Genomic DNA, 20,649 nt, shown 5'->3' on the forward strand with positions numbered 1-20,649 from the left:
GGCGGTCCGGTCGCTACCGCCCGATGAATTGCGGTCCCTGCGGCGGCAGCCGGAAGTTCGGGTCCGGGGTGAAGGGCGCGGGCACCGGCTGCGGACAGCCGTACGCCGGGGCCGAGGTCGGCGGGGGGAAGCCGTAGCCCGGCTGGGGCGGCACCGCCGTGGTCGGCTGCTCCGGGGGCAGCGGCCGGGAGACCGTGACGCCCTCGTCGACCGCGGGCTCCGAGGACGCCTGCTCCTCCGACTCGTCCACCGAGATGCCGAAGTCCGTGGCCAGGCCCTTGAGGCCGTTGGAATAGCCCTCGCCCAGCGCCCGGAACTTCCAGCCCTCCCCGCGGCGGTACAGCTCGCCGCAGATCATCGCCGTCTCCGCGCCGGTCTCCGGCTTGATCTCGAACACCGCCCACGGCTCACCGTCGGCGACGGCGGCGTCGTACACCGCGATGCTCAGGTTCGGCACCCGGTCGAAGGTGACCCCGTCCGCGGACGCGACCAGCAGGATCCGCCCGATCTCCGGCTCGACCCCCGTCAGCTCCGACTGGATCGTGTCGGTCAGCCCGTCGGCGACCCGCTTCTTGCCCAGCCGCCACACCTTCCCCGAGGGATGCCGGGGCTGGTTGTAGAAGACGAAGTCCTCGTCCGAGCGCACACGGCCGCCGGGGCCCAGCAGCAGCGCCGAGGCGTCCACGTCCGGGACCGACGTCCCCGGCGTCCAGCGCAGCACGGCGCGCACCGTGGTGGCCTCCAGCGGGACGTTCGACCCCTTCAGCATCGCGTGCGTCATGCCGTCATCCTGCCCTCTCGGTCCTGGCCACGACAATGCGGGGGGTGCCGGTGACCGACACAGTGGAGTTACCGGAAATTCACGCCAGGAGGGAACCTCGGACAGGTCACCCTACGTACTATTACCGGCCACCCTTTACCGAATCCTCAATCCCGGGTTGCATCTCTTGGGGGAGTCCTATGCGTCATTTCGGGCATATCGCCCCTGAGGTCCGGCAGCGCCTCTTCCACCGGGAGCCGTGCGCGTTCACCGCCGACTCCCCGGCCCGGCTGCTCGCCGCCGCCCTCGGCGCCACCCTGTACAGCCCGGCCACCCGGCCCCGGCTCGCCGACGACGTCCTGCGGCAGGCGGGCAACGGCGTGGTCTCCATGGTGCTCTGCCTGGAGGACTCCATCGGCGACGCGGACGTGGTGGCCGGTGAGGAGAACCTGGTCCGGCAGTTCGCCGACCTCGACTCCCGGGCGGGCGCCGAGCCCCCGCTGCTGTTCATCCGGGTGCGCACCCCCGAGCAGATCCCCGACCTCGTACGCCGCCTCGGCCCGTCCGTGCGGCTGCTGTCCGGATTCGTACTGCCCAAGTTCACCGGGGAGCGCGGCCTGCCCTTCCTGGAGGCCCTGGCCGCCGCCGAGGCGGACGCCGGACGCCGGCTCTTCGCCATGCCGGTCCTGGAATCCCCGGAGCTGCTCTACCGCGAGTCGCGCGTGGAGACCCTGGAGGGCATCTTCCGCGCCGTCGACAAATACCGCGACCGCGTCCTCGCGCTGCGCCTCGGCGTCACCGACTTCTGCTCCTCCTACGGCCTGCGCCGCGCCCCCGACATGACCGCGTACGACGTCCAGGTCGTCGCCTCCGTCATCGCCGACGTGGTGAACATGCTGGGCCGCGCCGACGGCACCGGGTTCACGGTCACCGGGCCCGTGTGGGAGTACTTCCGCCTCTCCGAGCGCATGTTCAAGCCCCAGCTGCGGCAGAGCCCCTTCCTGGAGGTGCGGGCCGCCGAGCTGCGCGCGAAGCTGCTGGAGCACGCCATGGACGGGCTGCTGCGCGAGATCTCCCTCGACCAGGCCAACGGCCTGCTGGGCAAGACCTGCATCCACCCCTCCCACGTGCTGCCCGTGCACACGCTGTCCGTGGTCAGCCACGAGGAGTACAGCGACGCCCAGGACATCCTGCGGCCGGAACGCGGCGGCGGGGGCGTCCTCAGGTCCGCCTACACGAACAAGATGAACGAGGTGAAGCCCCACCGCGCCTGGGCCGAGCGGACCCTGCTGCGCGCGGAGGTGTTCGGCGTCGCGCACGAGGACGTCAACTTCGTGGAACTGCTCGCCGCCGGAATACCCGACTGACTCTCCCGCACCGGGAGACGCACCCAAGGAACGCATGAACAACGCAGTGAACGACGGGGTCTGGTCCGGCAGCTGGGTCGCCGAGCGACTCGGGGTCGAACTCGTGGGCGACGACGGCCGGGGCGGCGAGGAGCTGCGCGCCATGCTGGGCCTCGCCCTGCGCCGCAACCCCAAGCGGGCCCATCTGCTGGTCTCCCACGTGCTCGGCAAGCACGTACCGCAGACGCCTTCGGTGGTGTACGGCCACGGGGTGCGGCTCGGCCGGCGGGTGCACGCGCTGCTCGGCCCGCGGGAGGCGGCCCGCGCGGTCGTCCTCGGGTACGCGGAGACCGCGACGGGACTCGGGCACGCGGTGGCCGACGGCCTCGGCGCGGCGCCGTATCTGCACTCCACGCGGCGGCCGGTCGCCGGGGTGACCCCCGCGGGCGGGTTCGAGGAGTCGCACTCCCACGCCACGTCGCACCTGCTGCTGCCCTCGGACCCCGGGCTGCTGGGCGGCGACGGGCCGCTGGTGCTGGTGGACGACGAGTTCTCCACCGGGAACACGGTCCTGAACACGATCCGCGATCTCCATGCCCGGTATCCACGGACGCGGTATGTGGTGGTCGCGCTCGTGGACATGCGGTCGGCGCGGGACGTCCGGCGGCTGGAGGGGTTCGCGGCGGAGATCGGGGCGCGGGTGGATCTCGTCGCCGCGGCCTCGGGGACGGTACTGCTTCCGGAAGGTGTGCTGGAGAAGGGGCAGGAGCTGGTGGGCCGCCATGAGGCGGCCGGGCGCGGCTCCGGGGCGGCCGGCCGCGCGGTTCCCCGCGTCCCTGAGGGGGCGACGCGTGTGGACCTCGGCTGGCCCGCCGGCCTTCCCGACGGAGGACGGCACGGATTCACCCCCGACCACCGCGCCCGCCTCGAAGCCGCCCTCCCCGCGATGGCCGGCCGAATATCCGGCGCCCTCCCCGCCGACGCCGGGAACGTGCTGGTCCTCGGCTTCGAGGAGCTGATGTACGCCCCCCTGCGGCTCGCCGGTGAGCTGGAGCGGACGCGGGACGGCGCGGTGCGGTTCTCCACCACCACGCGCTCGCCCGTGCTCGCGGTGGACGACCCGGGGTACGCGATCCGCAGCCGCATCGTCTTCCCGGCGCACGACGACCCGGCCGACGGGCCCGGCGAGCGGTACGCCTACAACGTGGCGGGCGGCGGGTTCGACGCCGTCGTCGCCGTGGTCGACTCGGCCGGCGACACCCCCGCGCTGCACGCGCCGGACGGACTGCTCGCGCGGCTCGCCGAACAGGTGCCGCACGTCCTGCTCGCGGTCGTCCCCTCCTTCGTCCCCGCACCCCCGCACGCTCCCGAAAGGCCGGCCATGCTGCCCGAGCCCCTCCGCGGCCCCGCGTTCTCCTCGTACCCGCCCGACGAGGTCGGCTGGCTGCTCCGGGACCTCTCCGACGTCACCCTGGAGGCGCCGACCGAGGAGCGGGAGGAGGCCGTCCAGAGCGGCGGGGCGCACTACGCCGAGTCGCTGCCGGTGGAGTACCAGCCCAGCGCCCAGTACCAGGAGCTGTTCCACGCGGCCCTCGACACCTCGGCCGCGCGGATCGCCCGCGCCGTCGGCGTGGTGACCGAGACGGCCCTCGGCGAGAGGTCGCCGCGCCCGGTGCTGGTGTCGCTGGCCCGTGCCGGAACCCCGGTCGGTGTGCTGATGCGCCGCTGGGCGCACTTCCGGCACGGCCTCGAACTGCCGCACTACGCCGTGTCGATCGTGCGCGGCCGGGGCATCGACGCCAACGCGCTGCGCTGGCTCGCCGCCCATCACGACCCGAGAGACGTCGTGTTCGTGGACGGCTGGACCGGCAAGGGCGCCATCACCCGTGAACTCGCCCAGGCGATCGAGGAGTTCGAGAAGTCGGAGGGCATCAGCGGCTTCGACCCGGAGATCGCCGTCCTCGCCGACCCGGGCTCCTGCGTGCGCACCTACGGCACCCGCGAGGACTTCCTCGTCCCCTCCGCCTGCCTCAACTCCACCGTCTCCGGGCTGATTTCGCGTACCGTCCTGCGCGCCGACCTGGTCGGCCCGGACGACTTCCACGGCGCGAAGTTCTACCGCGAACTCGCCGGCGCCGATGTCTCCGTGGCCTTCCTCGACACCGTCGAGGCACGCTTTTCCGAGGTCGCCGAGGGCGTGGCGGAGGCGGTCAAGGAACTGCTGGCCGCGGACCGCACCCCGACCTGGGCGGGCTGGCGGGCCGTCGAGCGGATCAGCGAGGAGTACGGCATCCACGACGTGAACCTCGTCAAGCCGGGCGTCGGCGAGACCACCCGGGTGCTGCTGCGCCGGGTGCCCTGGAAGATCCTCGCGCGCAAGGGCGCGGGCGCCGACCTGGACCATGTCCGGCTGCTCGCCCGGCAGCGCGGGGTACCGGTCGAGGAGGTGGACGAACTGCCGTACACCTGCGTCGGGTTGATCCACCCCCGGTACACGCGCGGGGCGACCGGTGCCGACGGCCGGGCGGTGAACGTCTGATGCCGGTGCTGGTGGCGAGCGACCTCGACCGGACGCTGATCTACTCCTCGGCGGCCCTCGCGCTGACCATGCCGGACGCCCGCGCGCCCCGGCTGCTGTGCGTGGAGGTGCACGAGAGCCGACCGCTGTCGTACATGACCGAGACGGCGGCGCGGCTGCTGACCGACCTCGGGGACGCGGCCGTGTTCGTGCCGACCACGACCCGGACCCGCAAGCAGTACCAGCGCATCAACCTGCCCGGCCCGCAGCCCGCGTTCGCGATCTGCGCCAACGGCGGCCACCTGCTCGTCGACGGTGTCACCGACCGCGACTGGCACGCCCGGGTGCTGGCCCGCCTCGCCGACGAGTGCGCGCCGCTCGCAAAGGTCCAGGAGCATCTGACGCGGACCGCCGACCCCGTGTGGCTGCGCAAGCAGCGGGTCGCCGAGGACCTGTTCGCCTACCTCGTGGTCGAGCGCGAGCTGCTGCCCGAGGACTGGGTGAAGGAGCTGAGCGCCTGGGCCGAGAGCCGTGGCTGGACCGTCTCGCTCCAGGGCCGCAAGCTCTACGCCGTGCCCAAGCCGCTCACCAAGAGCGCCGCCGTCCACGAGGTGGCCCGCCGCACCGGCGCCGAGCTGACCCTGGCCGCCGGCGACTCCCTGCTGGACGCCGACCTCCTGCTGGCCGCGGACCGGGGCTGGCGACCGGGCCACGGGGAACTGGCGGACACGGGGTGGCTGGCGCCGGGGATCAGCGCGCTGCCGGAGAGGGGGGTGCTGGCGGGGGAGCGCATCCTGAGAGAGTTCCTGAAGGCGACGCGCACGGCCGCCCCGTAGGTGACCCCCGGTGGGGGCCCGGTGGGGCCCCGGCCGGGGTCAGCCGCAGCAGCCCCCGCCGCAGCAGCCGCCGCCACCCCCCTGGGGCGCTGGGGCCGAGGACGGGGCCGAACCGCCCACCGCGACCGTGGACAGCAGCTTCACCGTGTCCGCGTGCCCGGCGGGGCACTGCGCCGGTGCCGCCGACTCCGACATCGGCCGGCTCAGTTCGAACGTGTCGCCGCAGCTCCGGCAGCGGTACTCATAGCGAGGCATGAGCACAGCGTAGCCGCGAGGGGCAAACGCGTCGTCTCAATGTTTGATGAGTGTTGGCAGGCACCCGGTACTCGTGCGGAGGAATCGAAAACTTCGCTGATAACTTGTGAACGCCGTTGCGAGGACGCTCAGCTCACCGCGCGAGCAAGAGCGAGTGCGGAGGGGAGACGCATAGTGACCGATGCGTCGCAGGGGGAGGGCCGGACCGGCCGGGACGAGCAGCCGCTCGACGCCGACCGGACCCTGCATCTGAGAGTGGACGCTCTCCGGGCCGACGAGACCGTGCAACTGCGCGTGCCCCCGCCGCCCGAGCCCCCGTCCGGCGGCGGACGGGCCGAGCGCAGACGCAGCGCGCGCCCCTCCCCGCGGGAGCGCGCGGGGAGCGTGACGGCCCGAATACTCACCCTGCCGACGCCACTGACACGCCGGCTCGCGCCGTACCTGCGCCCCCTCGCACCCTACGCGCGGCGCCTCAGGCCCGCCTACCCCCGCCCCGGCCGCAACGGCTGGCGGCGCTGGCTGCCCTCCTGGCGGCAGTGGCTCGGCGGCACCCTGGCCTCCTTCGGCCTGCTCAGCGCCTTCCTGGTGACCGCGTACGCGGTCACCGGCATACCGAGCGACCTGAACTCGTACGCCACCCAGCAGGACAACGTCTACTTCTGGTCCGACGGCACCCCGATGGCCCGTACGGGCTGGGTGCAGCGGCAGGCGATGCCCCTGAAGGAGATCCCCCCGGACGTCCGCTGGGCGGTGCTCGCCGCGGAGAACGAGACCTTCTACTCCGACCCCGGGATTTCCGTGAAGGGCATCAGCCGGGCGCTGTTCCGCACCGTGGGAGAGGGGGACACCCAGGGCGGTTCCACCATTACCCAGCAGTACGTGAAGAACGTCTATCTGAACCAGAACCAGACCGTCAGCCGCAAGTTCACCGAGGCGATGATCTCGCTCAAGCTCGACAACAAGATGAGCAAGGACAAGATCCTCGAGGGTTATCTCAACACCAGCTGGTTCGGCCGCGGCACCTACGGCATCCAGCGCGCCTCCCAGGCCTACTACGGCAAGGACGTCAGCAAGCTCGACGTGTCCGAGGCCGCCATGCTCGCCGGACTCCTCAAGGGCGCGGGCCTGTACGACCCCACCCTGAGCAAGGCCAACCACCAGCGGGCCGTCGCGCGCTGGTCCTGGATCCTCGACCGCATGGTCAAGATCCACAAGCTGACGCCGGCCCAGCGCGCCCAGTACAAGACGTTTCCCGAGCCGCTGAAGTCCAACCCGCTGTACAACACCGGCGAGCAGAGCGACTACCTGGTGGAACTGGCCTCCCAGTACGCCAAGAAGTCCGCCCACCTGACCGACCAGCAGTTCGACCTCGGCGGCTACCAGATCTACACCACCTTCGACCGCGAGCGGGAGAACGCGCTCACCGGCGCCGTCACCAAGGCCCGCAAGAAGGCCAAGCAGGACGACCCCGACGCCGCGAAGAACGGCCACTACGGGGCCGCCTCCGTGGGCACCGACGGCCGGATCCTCGCCGTCTACGGCGGCCCCGACCACCGCACCCAGGGCTACAACGAGTCCAACGCGACCACCGTCCCGGCCGGCACCGCCTTCCTGCCCTTCGTCTACGCCGCCGGGCTCGAACACGGCGTCCACAAGACCCGCGGCGGACCCGCCACCCCGGTCACCCCCGACAGTGTCTACGACGGCGACGACGCCGTACCCGTCACCACCCCCGAGGGCCCCTACTGGGACCGCAGCGGCAAGAAGGTCGCGGCGCACAACGACGGCAACAAGTCGTACGGCAGGATCACCCTGCGCGAGGCCCTCGCCAAATCGGTCAACACACCGTTCATGCAGCTCGGCATGGACACCGGCCTCGGCCAGGTACGCCAGACCGCCCAGGCCGCCGGGCTGCTCCCCGCCAGCATCGGTCCCCAGGTGCCCACCCTCTCGCTCGGCAGCTCCACCCCCAGCGCCATCCGGATGGCCAGCGGATACGCCACCTTCGCCGCCGGCGGCACCCACACGGAGCCGTACTCGGTGCGCCGTATCACCCGCAACGGCGCCCCCGTCGACCTGGCCACCCCGAGCCCCGCCCGCGCGATCGGCGCCGACGTCGCGCAGGACGTCGACCAGGCGCTCACCGACTCCTTCCGCGCCGCCCACCCGGACGTCACCACCCCGGGCGTGGCGGGCAAGGCAGGGACGGCGGACCAGGGCACCACCGACGAGGGCGGCACCGGCCGGAACACCGCCGCCTGGTACGCGGGCACGGCCGACTCGGTGTCCACGGCGGTCGTCGTCTACCGCATGGACCTGGCCAAGTCCCTCGAACCGCTCCCGCTGAAGGGACTCGCGGGCACCTCGCCGGACACCGTCCCCTACGCCCTCTGGTCGGCCGCCATGGGCCTGGACTGATCACCCGGGCCCCGAACCCTCGACCACACGGAGATTGAGCCGCGCATGTCTCGCAAGAAGCCACAGACGGGCCGGGGCCGGCGTCGCGCCCCCGGCCGCCGCCGCGTCCCCGCCGCCACCCGCCCGCAGCTCTTCACGCTCGCCGCCTTCCTCGTCGTGGCCTCCCTGGTGGCCGGCTACCTCGCCCTGAGCCGCCCCGACGACACCACGCCCACCGCCGCCTCCGGCAAGGACGGCAAGGCGGGCGGCCCCGCGCCCTCCGCGACCGCGAAATGGGACGGCAGGACCCACGTCCTCGGCGACGGCTCCACCTCCGACACCGGCCCGCAGAAGGGCACGCTCAAGCCCGTACCGCTCAAGCCCGGCGAGAAGCCGCCCCAGTTCGTCGTCTTCTCCTGGGACGGCGCCCTGGAGGGCGACGACCATCTCTTCTCGCACTACCGGGAGATGGCCCAGGAGTACAACGCCCACATGACCTTCTTCCTCACCGGCATCTACCTGCTGCCCAAGAGCAAGAAGGACCTCTACCACGGGCCGATGCACGAGCCCGGCGACGCCGCCATCGACTACCCCACCGACGAGCACATCCGCACCACCCTGGAACAGCTCCGCCTCGCCTACGAGCAGGGCAACGACATCGGCACCCACTTCAACGGCCACTTCTGCGGCGCCAAGGGCGGCGGCGACTGGAGCGTCCAGGAGTGGAAGAGCGAGATCGACCAGTTCTACTCCTTCGTGGAGAACTGGAAGACGAACACCGGATACACCGACATCCCGCCGCTGCCCTTCGACTTCAAGCAGGAGGTCACCGGCGGTCGGGCACCCTGCCTGGAGGGCCAGCCCAACCTGCTGAAGGCCATCAAGAGCTACGGCTGGCGCTACGACGCCAGCTCCCCGGGCGACTTCCAGATATGGCCCGCCAAGAAGAACGGCATCTGGGACTTCCCGCTCCAGATGCTCCCGTACGAGAACGGCAAGTTCCAGGGCCTGTCCATGGACTTCAACTTCCTCTACAACCAGTCCAATGGCGAGACCGACGGCGACCCCGCCAAGTACGCGCAGTGGGAACAGCAGACGGTCGACTCCTACATGGCCGGCTTCAACCGCGTCTACTACGGCAGCCGCGCACCGCTGTTCATCGGAAACCACTTCGAGCACTGGAACGGCAGCATCTACATGAAGTCCATCGACCGGATCATCCCGGAGATCTGCACCAAGAAGGGCGTCAAGTGCGTGTCGTTCAAGGAACTCGCCGACTGGATGGACGTCCAGAAGCCCTCGACACTGGCCGCGCTGCGCAGCCTCGACCCCGCCCAGTCCCCGGACTGGTCCACCGTCGTCAAATGACGTAAACGCAGGCCAGGTTCCGCTTGTGCAACCCCCTTCACACGCGCCCAGGGGATCATGCGAAGATGCCCCCTCCCGGTAGGTGTACCGGCGTAGAGGGGAACATCATTGAAGTCAAGAAGACTCAGCCGTAAGGGGCGTCGCACCACCATCGTCGGCGCCTCCGCCGCCGCCGTGGTCGCCGGCGTGGCGCTCATACCCAACTGGAGCGCGGGCGCGGCGGTCACCAACGACCCGACCGTGGACGCGGCCACCAAGGCGACCTTCCAGAAGCTCGCCGACGCGGTCTTCACCGACCGCACCCAGGCCCTGGTGGACGGCTCCACCAGCGCCCGCACCCAGCACACCAAGGGCTTCCACGGCTCCGTCCGCCTCTCCGGCGGCCAGAGCCACGAGCAGTCCTCCGCCCTCGGCCAGCTGCGCGCCCGCAAGGACCGCCTCGCCAAGCTGGGCGAGAAGTACAGCGCCGGCAACACCACGGTGACGCTCGACGCCACCGAGGTGCACGGCCGCAGCGCCAAGGTCGCCGTCACCGAGACGACGTCGCTGACCTACAAGCCGGGCACCACCTCGGCCAAGGGCCCGAGGACGACGGGCTTCCAGGCCCACCACGAGCTGACCTTCCAGGCCGGCCGGCACGGTGACTGGCAGCTCACGGGCATCAAGGACACCGACGACGGCTACCTCGCCGTCAACCAGGTCGCCACGCCCTCCGCGCCCAAGGACGACAAGCCCGCCGCCGCCTCCGACGACGGGCCGCCCACCGCGCCCCGCGCGGCCATCAGCTACCCGGCACCGGCGAACCCCAAGAAGCTCACCGGGGGTACGTACGACTACAAGGCGATGGTCACGTACGCGCAGAAGTACTGGAACCACTACAACACCGCGTACCCGGACTACAACGGTGAAGGCGCCGGCGGCGACTGCACCAACTTCGTCAGCCAGGTGCTGAAGGCGGGCGGCTGGAAGCACGTCCCCGGCTACACCGACGACTACACCAAGTGGTTCGGCACCGCCGACATCCAGTCCGACTCCTTCGTCGGCGTCAACGAGTTCTCCTGGTTCGCGCTGTCCTCCAAGCGCGTCACCCCGCTCGCCAACGTGTACCAGGCGGACCTCGGTGACGTGATCCAGATGGACTTCAACCGGGACGGGTCCAAGGACCACTCCATGGTCGTCACCTACCGGGACGCCTCCGGCGTGCCCTACGTGACGTACCACTCCACCAACACCTACAACAGGTCGGTGGCCAGCCTGGTCGCGTCCTACCCGACGGCGTACTACTACGCCTACAGGACCTGACCGCGCCGGTCCGGCCGCCCCGGTCCTTCCTGCGGGGAGGACTCGGGGTGGCGGGCCCGCCAGTACGGATTGTCGTGCGGCAGCGCGTGACCGACCCGGCCGTACATCCCGAAGGTCATCAGCAGCAGCCCCACCACGAAGCTGAACAGCACGTTCTGGATCCTGAACGCCAGGAAGTTGTTCGGCGTGTCCAGCAGGGCCAGGAACAGGAACCCGTTCAGCAGGAACAGGATGCCCAGCACCATGTTCAGCGTGGACGCGACGTTCCCCCCGATCACCATGCCGACCAGCAGCAGCGCGCCGATGCAGATCGACAGCACACTGAGCGTGCCGTTCGTGTTCAGACCGGCGACGGTCGCACCGCCGATGTCGAAGAACCCGATGTGGTTGATCAGGCCCAGGATGCCGAAGACGACGAGGAACGCGCCGATCAGCCCCGCACCGACCCGGTACACCAGGTTCAGCCGGTGATCGGTCGGCAGATGCTGATCGAACCGGATCCGCTGCTTGTCCTGCGTACGCGCTGCGTGCGTGGCCATCTCGGCCTCCCTCGGGCGCTGGCGGCGGCCACCCGTCCCGGAACGTCCCGGAACGCGGCTTACCTCAATATCCGCCCGAACCGGGGCACCCGGCAACATGAGCACCAGCCGGCGGTGCCGCATCGGTTCGGCGCGGGTGGGCGGGGACCGGGCGGGTGCCGGCCCCCTGCGACTGCCGCACGATCCGCCGGGCAGTCCCTAGTGCGCGACGCCCCCGCGGTCCTCCCGGATCCGCGTCACCACCTGCGCCACCGCCTGCCGTACCGCGTCCGTCTCGGTCAGGAAGTGCCAGTAGTCCGGATGCCGGCCGCCCTCAAGGCCCGCGACCGCCCGCTCCAGCCGCGCCACCGCGTCGTCCAGCGGCCGGGCGTGACCCGGATCCGGGGTCGCCCGGCCCGTCATCGCCAGCCGCTGCGCGTCCCGGATCGCGAACCGCGTCCGCTCGATCTCCGCCTGCGGATCCTTCTGCACCGCGTTCAGCCGCGCCAGCCGGTCACCGGCCGCCGAGACCGCGTCGTCCGTCGTGTTCAGCAGCGCCCGCACCGTCGACAGCAGCGAGGCCGCGTCCGCCCAGCGCTGCGCGTCCCGCGCGGCCTGCGCCTCGCCCAGCTTCCGCTCCGCCTGCGTCACATTCTCCGCGGCCTGTGCCGGCACCTGCTGGAGGTCCTGCCAGCACGCCGCCGCGAACCGCCGCCGCAACTCGCTGAGCACCGGGTCCACCTGCCCGGCGCGCGTGGTCAGCGCCTGCGCGCGGGTCCGCAGCGAGACCAGCCGGTGGTCGATCTCGGCCGCCTTCTGCGGCAGCCCCTCGGCCTCCGCCCGGATCGCCCCGGCCTCCCGCTGCACCCGCTCGGCCCGCTCCAGCGTCTGCTGCACCCCGTGCTGACCGGCGCCCTGGTTCAGCTTCGTCAGCTCCGGCGCCAGCGCGGCCAGCCGGCCCGCGAGGTCATCGGCGCGCAGCCCCTGCTCCCGTACGCCGTCCAGCGCGTTGCTCGCCGCCAGCAGCGCCTGGCGGGCCCGCTCCACCGCGGGCGCCACCCGGGCGAGCAGCGTCTCGGCCGAACCCAGCAGCGGGCCGAGGGAGCCGCCGAACCGCTCCAGCTCCTGCCTGACCCGCACCAGCTCGTCCCGCGCCGCCGTCAGCTCGGTGCGCGCCCGCGCCGCCGCCCCGGCCTCCAGATCGGCCCGGTCCAGGTCATGGGCGTCGACCGCCTGGATGTACCGCTGGCTGACCTCGTCGATCCGCCGTCCGAAGCCCTCGAAGTCCGCGGCGGCACGCCGGGCGGCGGGGGAGTCGTCCACCGCCGTGATGGTCTCGATCGAGATCCGCAGGTCCCGCTGCGCGGTGTCCAGTTCGTAGAACGCGGCCGCCGCCGCGTCCTTCGCCTCCTGCGCCTGCGCCCGCTGGCTCTCCGCCCGGCCGCCGAACCAGCGCCGGGTGCCGCCCCCCGCGAAGGCCACGGGCAGCGCGAGCACGGCGAGCGCCGGCAGGCTCATCAGGGTGAGGGTGTCCCGGAGAGCGGCGGCGGCCCCGTGCCGGGTCCTCGCGGCGGACGACGGTGGGTACGGCTGTGTCACTGACGTGCCCGGTCTCGCCGTCACATCCCTCTCCCGTGCTGTGGTCCGCCCTGGGTGGTGCCATTCTCCCACCCCGTACGGACGAACACACGGGCCGGTCGGTTCGCTTTCGGCGACCGGAGCGGGGACGACCCTCGACCACCCTTGCCGTCCCGCCGTTCGGGTTTGCCCCGCACCGGCTCGGGCAAGGTAGGCTGTCGACTCGACCTGGGCGCCTGCCCGGGACACGGGTGCGTAGCTCAGGGGTAGAGCGCCTGCCTTACAAGCAGGATGTCGGCGGTTCGAAACCGTCCGCGCCCACCGATGGGGAGAGCCTCCGGCCGAATGCGGCCGGGGGCTCTTCGCGTTGAGAGGGGGCGGGCGGGGAGGCCGAGGCCCGTGGCGCCGAGGCCGATCGGGGTGGACCGGATCGGCCGGTCAGGCGTCTTCCGGGTCCCCGGCCGGCTGCTCCTCGTGGGCGTGCTTCAGGCGGCTGCGGGCCTGCACGCGCTGTTCGGCCGCGACCTCGGCCCAGAAGCGGTGGGTGCTGATGAACACCGCGAGTTCGTGTTCGCGGCGGCGCAGCTTCTCCACCTCCGCCTGTTCGTCGGCCGTCCAGCCCGGGGAGGCGGGGCGCTCCCGCTTGCGCCAGCCGTTGTCGTCACTGAAGCCGTCGACCGGCTCGACCGACCAGGGCAGCCGCCTGAGCAGGGCCGACAGCTCGGCCCTGACCTGGTGCAGCTCCTCCTGGCCGGCGAGGAGGTCACTGGGGAATTGATAGGTCGTAGCCACGCCGCAATGCTACGCCTGTTCGATTTACGGTTGCGAGGTCGATCGAGAGGTTCATCCGAACGGGTGTTCATCGATGGGGGCGGGCTCCGCGGTGGGGCTCGTGAGGATGATCAGCTGCCGGGTGGCCCTGGTCATCGCCACATAGCGGTCCACGGCGCCCGCCACGCCCTCCCCGAAGCGCTCGGGATCGACCAGGACGACCAGGTCGAACTCCAGGCCCTTCGACAGGGCGGGGGACAGCGAGCGGACGCGGGGGCTCGACGGGCGGAAGTCCGGGGCGCCGATGACGCAGGCGGTGCCCTCGGGGTGGGCGGCGAGCCAGTCGTCGAGGACCGCGGTCAGGTCGGCCGCCGAGCCGCGGCCCACCGGCAGGCCGTTGCCGCGGATCGAGGTCGGCACATTGGCGTCCGGCAGCGCGGCCCGTACGACCGGCTCCGCCTCCGCCATGATCTCCTTCGGCGTACGGTAGTTGACGGTCAGACCGGCCAACTCGACCCGGCCGAAGCCGATACGGGCGAGCCGCTCCTGCCAGGACTCGGTGAATCCGTGCCGGGCCTGGGCGCGGTCGCCGACGATGGTGAAGCTGCGCGACGGGCACCGCGACAGCAGCATCTGCCATTCCGCGTCGGTGAGTTCCTGCGCCTCGTCCACCACGATGTGCGCGAACGGCCCCGCGAGCGCGTCCGGTTCGGCGGTGGGCAGCACCGTCTCGTCGATCAGGGCGTCCCGCAGATCCTGTCCGTGCAGCATCGTCACCGCGCCCTCGCCGTCGTGGTCGGCCGCGAGCATGTTGTCGATGACCCCGGCCATCCGCGCGTGTTCGGCGGCGACGGCCGCCTTGCGCCGGCGTTCGCGCACCGCCGCCTTCGGGTCGCCGAGGCGCTGCCGTGCCGCGTCCAGGAACGGCAGGTCGGACACCGTCCACGCCTGCGCGTCCGCGCGCCGCAGCAGTCGTACCTCCTCGGGGGTGAGCCAGGGGGCGCACAGCCGCAGATACGCCGGGACCGACCAGAGGTCGCCGACCAGGTCGGCCGCCTCCAGCAGCGGCCAGGAGCGGTCGAAGGCCGTGCGCAGCTCCCGGTCGCCCGCCAGCGACCTGCGCAGGAGTTCGGTGGGGGCGCCGTCGTGCCGGTCGGCCAGGAGGGTGAGGAGTTCGTCCCAGACCTGGGCGCGTGCCTCGTTGTGCGGGGTGCCGGGCTCGGCCGCGTCGAACGCCGACTCCCAGTCGGAGACGGTCAGTTCGAGCTCGCCCCAGGGGGTGGTGACCGTCAGCGGCTCGGTGGGCGGCTCCTCGTAGAACCGTACGGCCCGCTCGATCGCCCCCACCAGCCGCGCGGACGACTTCAGCCGCGCCACCTCGGGATCGGGCTCGGTGCGCGCGGCGGCGCCCTCGGCGACGAGGTCCCGCAGGACGCAGGTCTGCACGCCCTCCTCGCCGAGGCTCGGCAGCACATCGGAGACGTACGCCAGATACGGCCGGTGCGGGCCGACGAAGAGCACCCCGCCGCGCCGGTGGCCGAGGCGCGGGTCGGAGTAGAGGAGGTAGGCGGAGCGGTGCAGGGCGACGACCGTCTTGCCGGTGCCGGGGCCGCCGTCCACGACGAGGGCGCCGCGCGAGCCCGCCCGGATGATGGCGTCCTGGTCGGCCTGGATGGTGCCGAGCACATCGCGCATCCGCGGCGAGCGCTCGCCGCCCAGGCTCGCGATGAACGCCGACTGGTCGTCCAGCGCGGCGTGCCCGTCCAGCGCGTCCGGGGCGAACACCTCGTCCCAGTAGTCGCGGATACGGCCGTCCGCCCAGCGGTATCTGCGACGGCTCGCCAGGCCCGTCGGATTGCCGTGGGTGGCGCCGAAGAAGGGCTCCGCGGCCGGGGAGCGCCAGTCCAGCAGCAGCCGGCGGCCGGTGTGGTCGGTGAGGCCGAGCCGGCCGACGTAGACCGGCTCGTCGGGGTTCTCGGCGCTCACCATGCGGCCGAGGCACAGGTCGAGGCCGAAGCGGCGCAGGGCGCGCAGGCGGGTGGTCAGCCGGTGCACCTCGGCGTCCCGGTCCAGTGCCTGCCGGCCCAGTCCGCCGGGGGCCCGGCGCTCCTGGTCGAGCTGGTCGGAGACCTCGGCGATCGTCCGCTCCAGGCACCGCGCGATCGCCGCGAAGTGCGCGTCGTCGGTGGCGATCAGCTCCGGGGCGGCCTTGGCGACGAGGCGGTCGGGGAGGTCGAAGGCGCTGGTGGCGGTGGGCACGGGGAGGCTCCGGTTCGAGAGGGAGGACGAGAGGGGGACGAGGGGGAGAGGGAGGAGGGGAGGGGGACGAGGGGAAGAGGGGGAGGGGAGGCGGTGCTCTCGGTTCCCCGTTTCGGTGGCTTTCGGGCCAGACGGGCGATTGTGCGGCATCAGGGGGGCCTTGCCGCAAGGCCCCCCATGCGCTATAGGTTGTAAGTGGCAAGGAGTCCGGTGACGTCCTTGCCATTCGCTTTTTCCGGCGCCCCCCGCCACCCCCGGCGCCCCTCGCGCCTTCTCCTCTCCTCCCCTCGTCCCCGCCGCGCCCCTCTCGCCGCTCCGGTCGCGGCGGGAGACTGAAGGCATGTGCCGGAGTATCAAGACGCTGCGTCCGCCCGTGCTGCCCACCGAGGCCACGGAGGAGGACATTCACGCCGCCGCGCTGCAATACGTGCGCAAGGTCTCGGGCTTCCGTGCCCCCGCCGCCCACAACCGCGAGGTCTTCGACGCCGCCGTGGCCGCCGTCGCCCGTGCCACGGCCGAACTGCTCGGCGGCCTGGAGGTGCGCGGGCACGCGCCACGCGCTGTTACGGAAGCGGAAGAACGCCCGTAACACCGCGCCCATAGCGTTCCTCGTGGCGCCTTTCATGCGATCGATCCGGTCGGCCAGAGGCGGTTTCGGCCATATTTTCGGGCCTTGACGCGGAGACGCATACGACCCTACGTGCTGTCAGTTCGGGAGCGGGGGTCTCATCTGAAGCGGAGCACTGGCCAGAACTTGAACTTGCAAGCATTGGTTAGGTACGCCTAACCTATACCCCTCATTCGGTACCGCCACCCCCACCGGTCCGCCTGTCCCCGGCGGACTCGTCCGACACCGAGAGGGTCAACCTCCCATGCCTTCCGCTCGCCTCAACTCCGCGCAGCCCTACGCCCTCGGGCTGTTCCGCATCGTCGTCGGCCTGCTCTTCACCGCGCACGGCGCCGCCTCGCTCTTCGGCGTCTTCGGCGGGGCCGTGGGCACCCATGGCGGCACCGTCGCCACCGGCACCTGGCCCGGCTGGTACGCGGCCGTGATCCAGCTGGTGGCCGGCGCCCTGGTGCTCATCGGCCTGGGCACCCGCGGTGCCGCGCTGATCGCCTCCGGCTCGATGGCGTTCGCGTACTTCGACATCCACCAGCAGCAGGCGCTGCTGCCCATCCAGAACGGCGGCGAGCCCGCGGCCATGTTCTGCTGGGCCTTCCTCCTGCTGGTCTTCACCGGGTCCGGCGCCTTCGGCCTCGACCGGCTCCTCGTCCGGCGCTCGGCGGACGCGGACGAGCGCGTTCCGGAGCAGGCCCCGATAGCCGCGTGACGGGTCCCTCCCGCGTCTTCACGGCGCCCCGTCCCGGCCCGGCCGGGACGGGGCGCCGTACCGTTCGACCGGTTCCGTAGCCCCCCGCGCACCTCCTGTCACACCCGCGGCGTACGCTGTACGGCTGTCATCGGGGGAAGTAACAGGAGAAGACGTGTTCGAGAGTGTGGGGTCGCTCGCGGCCGGTCCGTGGATCTATGCCGTGGTGTCCCTGTCCGTGCTGCTCGACGTGTTCCTGCCGGTGCTGCCGAGCGGTGTGCTCGTCATCACGGCGGGCACGGCGGCGGCCGCGGGCTCGGGCGCGGCGACCGCCGCCACCGGCCGGGTCCCGCACGGGGTGCCGGACCTGCTGGCCCTGGTCCTGCTGGCCGCGGCGGCCTCGGTCCTCGGCGATCTGGTGGCCTACCGGCTGGCCTGGCGGGGCGGGGAGCGGCTGGACCGCGCGATAGCCCGCTCCCGTCGGCTGACCACCGCGCAGGAGCGTCTCGGCGGTGCCCTGGCCCGGGGCGGCGGCGCGCTCGTCGTCCTCGCCCGCTTCGCCCCCGCCGGGCGCTCGGTCGTCTCCTTCTGCGCCGGCGCCGCCCACCGCAGGGCCCGCGACTTCCTCCCCTGGTCGGCCCTCGCCGGTCTGTCCTGGGCCGCCTACAGCGTCGCCCTCGGCTACTTCGGCGCGCGCTGGCTCGGCGCCACCTGGCTGGCGACCGGGGTGTCCCTGGCCGCGCTGTTCGGGGCGGGCGCGGCGGCGGGATTCCTGATGCGCAGGCAGCCCGCTTCCTGAGGCCGCGCGCGGCATCGTCGTAACAGCCACGACAGCCACGACAGCCGCCATAGCCGTCACAGTTGTCACAGTCGTCACGTCGAAGAGCCCGGCCGGAGTCGATCCGGCCGGGCTCTCGCGCGCGGGGCCCGGGTCAGCAGCCCGACAGGTCGTTCTGGAGCGCGGTCTTCTCCGCCGGGTCGACGGACAGGTTGTAGTAGTACTTCACCTGCACCCAGGCGCGGACGTACGTGCAGTCGTACGCGGTGCGGGACGGGATCCAGGTGGCCGGGTCCTGGTCGCCCTTGGACTGGTTGACGTTGTCGGTGACGGCGAGGAGCTGGGGGCGGGTGACGTCGTTGGCGAACGCCTGGCGCTGGGCGGTGGTCCACTTGCTCGCGCCGGAGTCCCAGGCCTCGGCCAGCGGCACGAGGTGGTCGATGTCCACGTCGGAGGCGGACGTCCAGGTCGCGCCGTCGTACGGCGAGTACCAGCTGCCGCTGGTCGCGGTGCAGGCGGAGTTGGTGACGACGTTCGTGCCGTCCCGCTTGATGATCCACTCACGGGTGTTGCAGTTGCCCTCGATGGTGATCCACGTCGGGAACTTGTCGCGGCTGTAGCCGGTGCGGTCCTCGGCGGCGACGGTGAGCTGGGAGAGGTAGCCACGGGCGGTGGACGCGGCGACCGGCGTCGGCAGGGCCGCGGAGGCGGTGGGGGAGTTGAACAGCGCGGCGGTGGCGACCAGGCCGGTGAGACCGGCGAGCACGCTGAGACGTCGACGCGCGTAGAACTTGGGCATTGCTGAACTCCCTTGTGGGGGTGGGGTTTTGGGCCACGAGTCAGGGAATGCTCGCGACGTGGAGTTACCGGAGGGTGAGCGCCCGGTAAGAAGTTAGTGACGTGATCATGTCAATGCAAGGTTGAGGACCGGACTTTGCCGTCCCGTATCATGGGGAGCGCAGAAGGGGAGTAGCTCTTCGCCGGACCGTCGACATACTGCTCAGCGAGCCTGAGCCGGCGCCCGGAGGCGGACCCTCGGTACCGCCAGCGAGACCTTCGGCAAAGCAGTGCACGTCCGCGCGACCAGGTGCGGGCGCCGAGTGTGCTGCCGTGCCGAGGTGTCGTCGCAAGATGTACCGCACTCTCGGTGGGGTGGCCCCGACCGATTGAGGACCCTTGATCAGCATCACCGTGACGGCGCTCGTCTTCGGCGTCATCTTCCTCGCCGAACTGCCGGACAAGACCGCGCTCGCCGGTCTCGTGCTCGGCACCCGGTATCGCGCCAGTTACGTCTTCGCGGGCGTCGCCGCGGCCTTCCTGGTGCATGTCGTGCTCGCGGTGGCCGCGGGCAGCGTGCTCACCCTGCTGCCCCAGCGGCTCGTGCACGCCATCACCGGTCTGCTCTTCCTCGGTGGCGCCGCGATGCTGCTGTTCAGCAAGGGGGAGGAAGAGGAGGAGATCAAGAAGCCCGCCGACCAGTCCTTCTGGAAGGTCGCGGGGACGGGCTTCATGCTCATCCTGGTCGCCGAGTTCGGTGACCTCACCCAGATCATGACCGCCAACCTCGCCGCCCGCTACGACGACCCGATCTCCGTCGGCCTCGGCGCGGTGCTCGGTCTGTGGGCCGTCGCCGGGCTCGGCATCGTGGGCGGAAAGGCCCTGATGAAGAAGGTTCCGCTGCGGCTGATCACGCAGATCGCGGCGCTGCTGATGCTGGGCCTCGGCGCCTGGAGCCTGTACGAGGCGGTCGCGGGCTGAGCTGAACGCCAGGTGAATCATCGCGGGGGGCGGTGGCGAGAATGCCGCCGGGTTTTGTACCGTAGAAAAACAAAGTGGCTCCCGCCCGTTTTCCCTGACCGGCGGGCGGGGCCGCCTTGTCCCTCCCCGTCGCGAACGTGCGGGGCCTCTCGTTCCTGGAGCACTGCCGATGACGGCCACCCCCACGCCCGCCCCCACCGTCCTCGACGCCGGCGCCCTGCTGCTCGACATGGACGGCACCCTCGTCAACTCGGATGCCGTGGTCGAACGCGTCTGGCGGCGCTGGGCGGGGCGGCACGGGCTGGACGGCGACGCCGTGATGAAGGTCGTGCACGGCCGCCAGGGACACGCCACGATGGCCGCGCTGCTGCCCCAGCGGCCCGTGGAGCAGAACCTCGCGGAGAACGCGCGCATGCTCGCCGAGGAGACCGCCGACATGGACGGCGTGGTCGAGGTCGCCGGGGCCTCGGTCTTCCTCGCCGCGCTGCGTGAGCTGCCGCACGCCCTGGTGACCTCGGCGGACGTCGGCCTGTCCACCGCCCGGATGAACGCGGCGGGGCTGCCGCTGCCCGAGGTCCGGGTCACCGCCGAATCGGTCGGCGCGAGCAAGCCGGACCCCGAGGGCTTCCTCAAGGGCGCCGCCGAGCTGGGTGTCGCCCCGGCCGAGTGCGTCGTCTTCGAGGACTCCGGCGCGGGGATCGCGGCGGGCCGGGCCGCGGGGATGGTCGTGGTGGGGGTGGGCCCCCGGGCAGCCGCCCATGGCCCCGACGTCGTGGTGCCCGACCTGACCCGGGTACGGGTGGAGGCCCTGCCGGGCACCGGTATCCGGCTGCACATCGGCTGACGGCCACCGGACCCGGGCCGCGTATCGGCCGACGGCAACGCCTGTCGGCCG

At 71.9% G+C, this 20,649-nt stretch carries 18 protein-coding genes and 1 tRNA gene; 12 read left to right on the forward strand and 7 right to left on the reverse strand.

The window, feature by feature from the left end; translation table 11 throughout:
• Positions 1–13: 13 nt before the first annotated feature.
• Positions 14–781: a TerD family protein gene (locus QHG49_RS24245; RefSeq protein WP_159701050.1), complete on the reverse strand. Its 768-nt coding sequence runs from the start codon at positions 779–781 to the stop codon at positions 14–16.
• 179 nt (positions 782–960) lie between these two features.
• Between QHG49_RS24245 and QHG49_RS24250 the strand changes: the two genes are divergently transcribed.
• Genes QHG49_RS24250 through QHG49_RS24260 form a run of 3 tightly spaced genes read left to right on the forward strand, consistent with a single transcriptional unit; the run spans position 961 to position 5,460 of the window.
• Positions 961–2,127, forward strand: a complete 1,167-nt coding sequence (locus QHG49_RS24250; protein ID WP_145485133.1) for an HpcH/HpaI aldolase/citrate lyase family protein — start codon at positions 961–963, stop codon at positions 2,125–2,127.
• Between the two features lie 34 nt (positions 2,128–2,161).
• A complete protein-coding gene (locus QHG49_RS24255; RefSeq protein ID WP_301491271.1) occupies positions 2,162–4,645 on the forward strand; it encodes a phosphoribosyltransferase in 2,484 nt (827 codons plus the stop codon).
• A complete protein-coding gene (locus QHG49_RS24260) occupies positions 4,645–5,460 on the forward strand; it encodes an HAD family hydrolase (protein WP_159701044.1) in 816 nt (271 codons plus the stop codon). The genes QHG49_RS24255 and QHG49_RS24260 overlap by 1 nt, the downstream gene beginning before the upstream one ends.
• A gap of 39 nt (positions 5,461–5,499) precedes the next feature.
• On the opposite strand, the gene QHG49_RS24265 is transcribed toward QHG49_RS24260, so the two are convergent.
• On the reverse strand, positions 5,500–5,715 hold the full coding sequence (locus tag QHG49_RS24265; RefSeq protein WP_145485130.1) for a zinc ribbon domain-containing protein: 216 nt from the start codon (positions 5,713–5,715) through the stop codon (positions 5,500–5,502).
• 174 nt (positions 5,716–5,889) lie between these two features.
• On the opposite strand from QHG49_RS24265, the gene QHG49_RS24270 reads away from it, so the two are divergent.
• The 3 genes from QHG49_RS24270 (at position 5,890) to QHG49_RS24280 (ending at position 10,782) form a co-directional block, all read left to right on the forward strand.
• Positions 5,890–8,133 (forward strand): transglycosylase domain-containing protein, encoded by a 2,244-nt coding sequence (locus QHG49_RS24270; RefSeq protein ID WP_301491273.1) that lies wholly within the window; start codon positions 5,890–5,892, stop codon positions 8,131–8,133.
• Between the two features lie 45 nt (positions 8,134–8,178).
• Positions 8,179–9,480 (forward strand): hypothetical protein, encoded by a 1,302-nt coding sequence (locus QHG49_RS24275; RefSeq protein WP_159701041.1) that lies wholly within the window; start codon positions 8,179–8,181, stop codon positions 9,478–9,480.
• Positions 9,481–9,654: 174 nt separating this feature from the next.
• Complete coding sequence (locus QHG49_RS24280; protein ID WP_301492910.1) at positions 9,655–10,782, forward strand: amidase domain-containing protein; 1,128 nt, start codon at positions 9,655–9,657, stop codon at positions 10,780–10,782.
• Here QHG49_RS24280 and QHG49_RS24285 read toward each other — a convergent pair.
• The gene (locus QHG49_RS24285; protein WP_301491274.1) at positions 10,770–11,321 is read right to left on the reverse strand and encodes a DUF4383 domain-containing protein; all 552 of its coding nucleotides are present in this window, start codon (positions 11,319–11,321) and stop codon (positions 10,770–10,772) included. The two genes, QHG49_RS24280 and QHG49_RS24285, sit on opposite strands and share 13 nt — an antisense overlap.
• A gap of 198 nt (positions 11,322–11,519) precedes the next feature.
• Complete coding sequence (locus tag QHG49_RS24290) at positions 11,520–12,923, reverse strand: hypothetical protein (RefSeq protein ID WP_370530504.1); 1,404 nt, start codon at positions 12,921–12,923, stop codon at positions 11,520–11,522.
• Between the two features lie 204 nt (positions 12,924–13,127).
• On the opposite strand from QHG49_RS24290, the gene QHG49_RS24295 reads away from it, so the two are divergent.
• A tRNA-Val gene (locus QHG49_RS24295) sits at positions 13,128–13,199 on the forward strand.
• Positions 13,200–13,316: 117 nt separating this feature from the next.
• On the opposite strand, the gene QHG49_RS24300 is transcribed toward QHG49_RS24295, so the two are convergent.
• Entirely contained in the window at positions 13,317–13,670 is a 354-nt protein-coding gene (locus QHG49_RS24300; RefSeq protein WP_145485126.1) for a hypothetical protein, read from the reverse strand.
• Positions 13,671–13,721: 51 nt separating this feature from the next.
• The gene (gene helR / locus QHG49_RS24305) at positions 13,722–15,908 is read right to left on the reverse strand and encodes an RNA polymerase recycling motor ATPase HelR (protein WP_301491279.1); all 2,187 of its coding nucleotides are present in this window, start codon (positions 15,906–15,908) and stop codon (positions 13,722–13,724) included.
• A gap of 340 nt (positions 15,909–16,248) precedes the next feature.
• Between helR and QHG49_RS24310 the strand changes: the two genes are divergently transcribed.
• From QHG49_RS24310 to QHG49_RS24320, 3 genes are all read left to right on the forward strand, one after another.
• Positions 16,249–16,497 (forward strand): DUF2277 domain-containing protein, encoded by a 249-nt coding sequence (locus QHG49_RS24310; RefSeq protein WP_111582175.1) that lies wholly within the window; start codon positions 16,249–16,251, stop codon positions 16,495–16,497.
• A 283-nt stretch (positions 16,498–16,780) separates the two neighbouring features.
• Positions 16,781–17,239 (forward strand): DoxX family protein, encoded by a 459-nt coding sequence (locus QHG49_RS24315; RefSeq protein WP_145485124.1) that lies wholly within the window; start codon positions 16,781–16,783, stop codon positions 17,237–17,239.
• A 154-nt stretch (positions 17,240–17,393) separates the two neighbouring features.
• Positions 17,394–18,017, forward strand: a complete 624-nt coding sequence (locus QHG49_RS24320) for a DedA family protein (protein ID WP_145485123.1) — start codon at positions 17,394–17,396, stop codon at positions 18,015–18,017.
• Positions 18,018–18,150: 133 nt separating this feature from the next.
• Here the strand turns inward: QHG49_RS24320 and QHG49_RS24325 are convergent, their stop codons facing one another.
• On the reverse strand, positions 18,151–18,795 hold the full coding sequence (locus QHG49_RS24325; RefSeq protein ID WP_145485122.1) for an HNH endonuclease family protein: 645 nt from the start codon (positions 18,793–18,795) through the stop codon (positions 18,151–18,153).
• Between the two features lie 377 nt (positions 18,796–19,172).
• Between QHG49_RS24325 and QHG49_RS24330 the strand changes: the two genes are divergently transcribed.
• Both QHG49_RS24330 and QHG49_RS24335 read left to right on the forward strand, forming a co-directional pair.
• Positions 19,173–19,754: a TMEM165/GDT1 family protein gene (locus tag QHG49_RS24330; protein WP_145485121.1), complete on the forward strand. Its 582-nt coding sequence runs from the start codon at positions 19,173–19,175 to the stop codon at positions 19,752–19,754.
• Positions 19,755–19,923: 169 nt separating this feature from the next.
• Positions 19,924–20,598 (forward strand): HAD-IA family hydrolase, encoded by a 675-nt coding sequence (locus QHG49_RS24335; protein ID WP_301491285.1) that lies wholly within the window; start codon positions 19,924–19,926, stop codon positions 20,596–20,598.
• Positions 20,599–20,649 lie beyond the last annotated feature (51 nt).

The sequence above is a fragment of the Streptomyces sp. WP-1 genome (assembly GCF_030450125.1).
GTDB lineage: Bacteria > Actinomycetota > Actinomycetes > Streptomycetales > Streptomycetaceae > Streptomyces > Streptomyces incarnatus.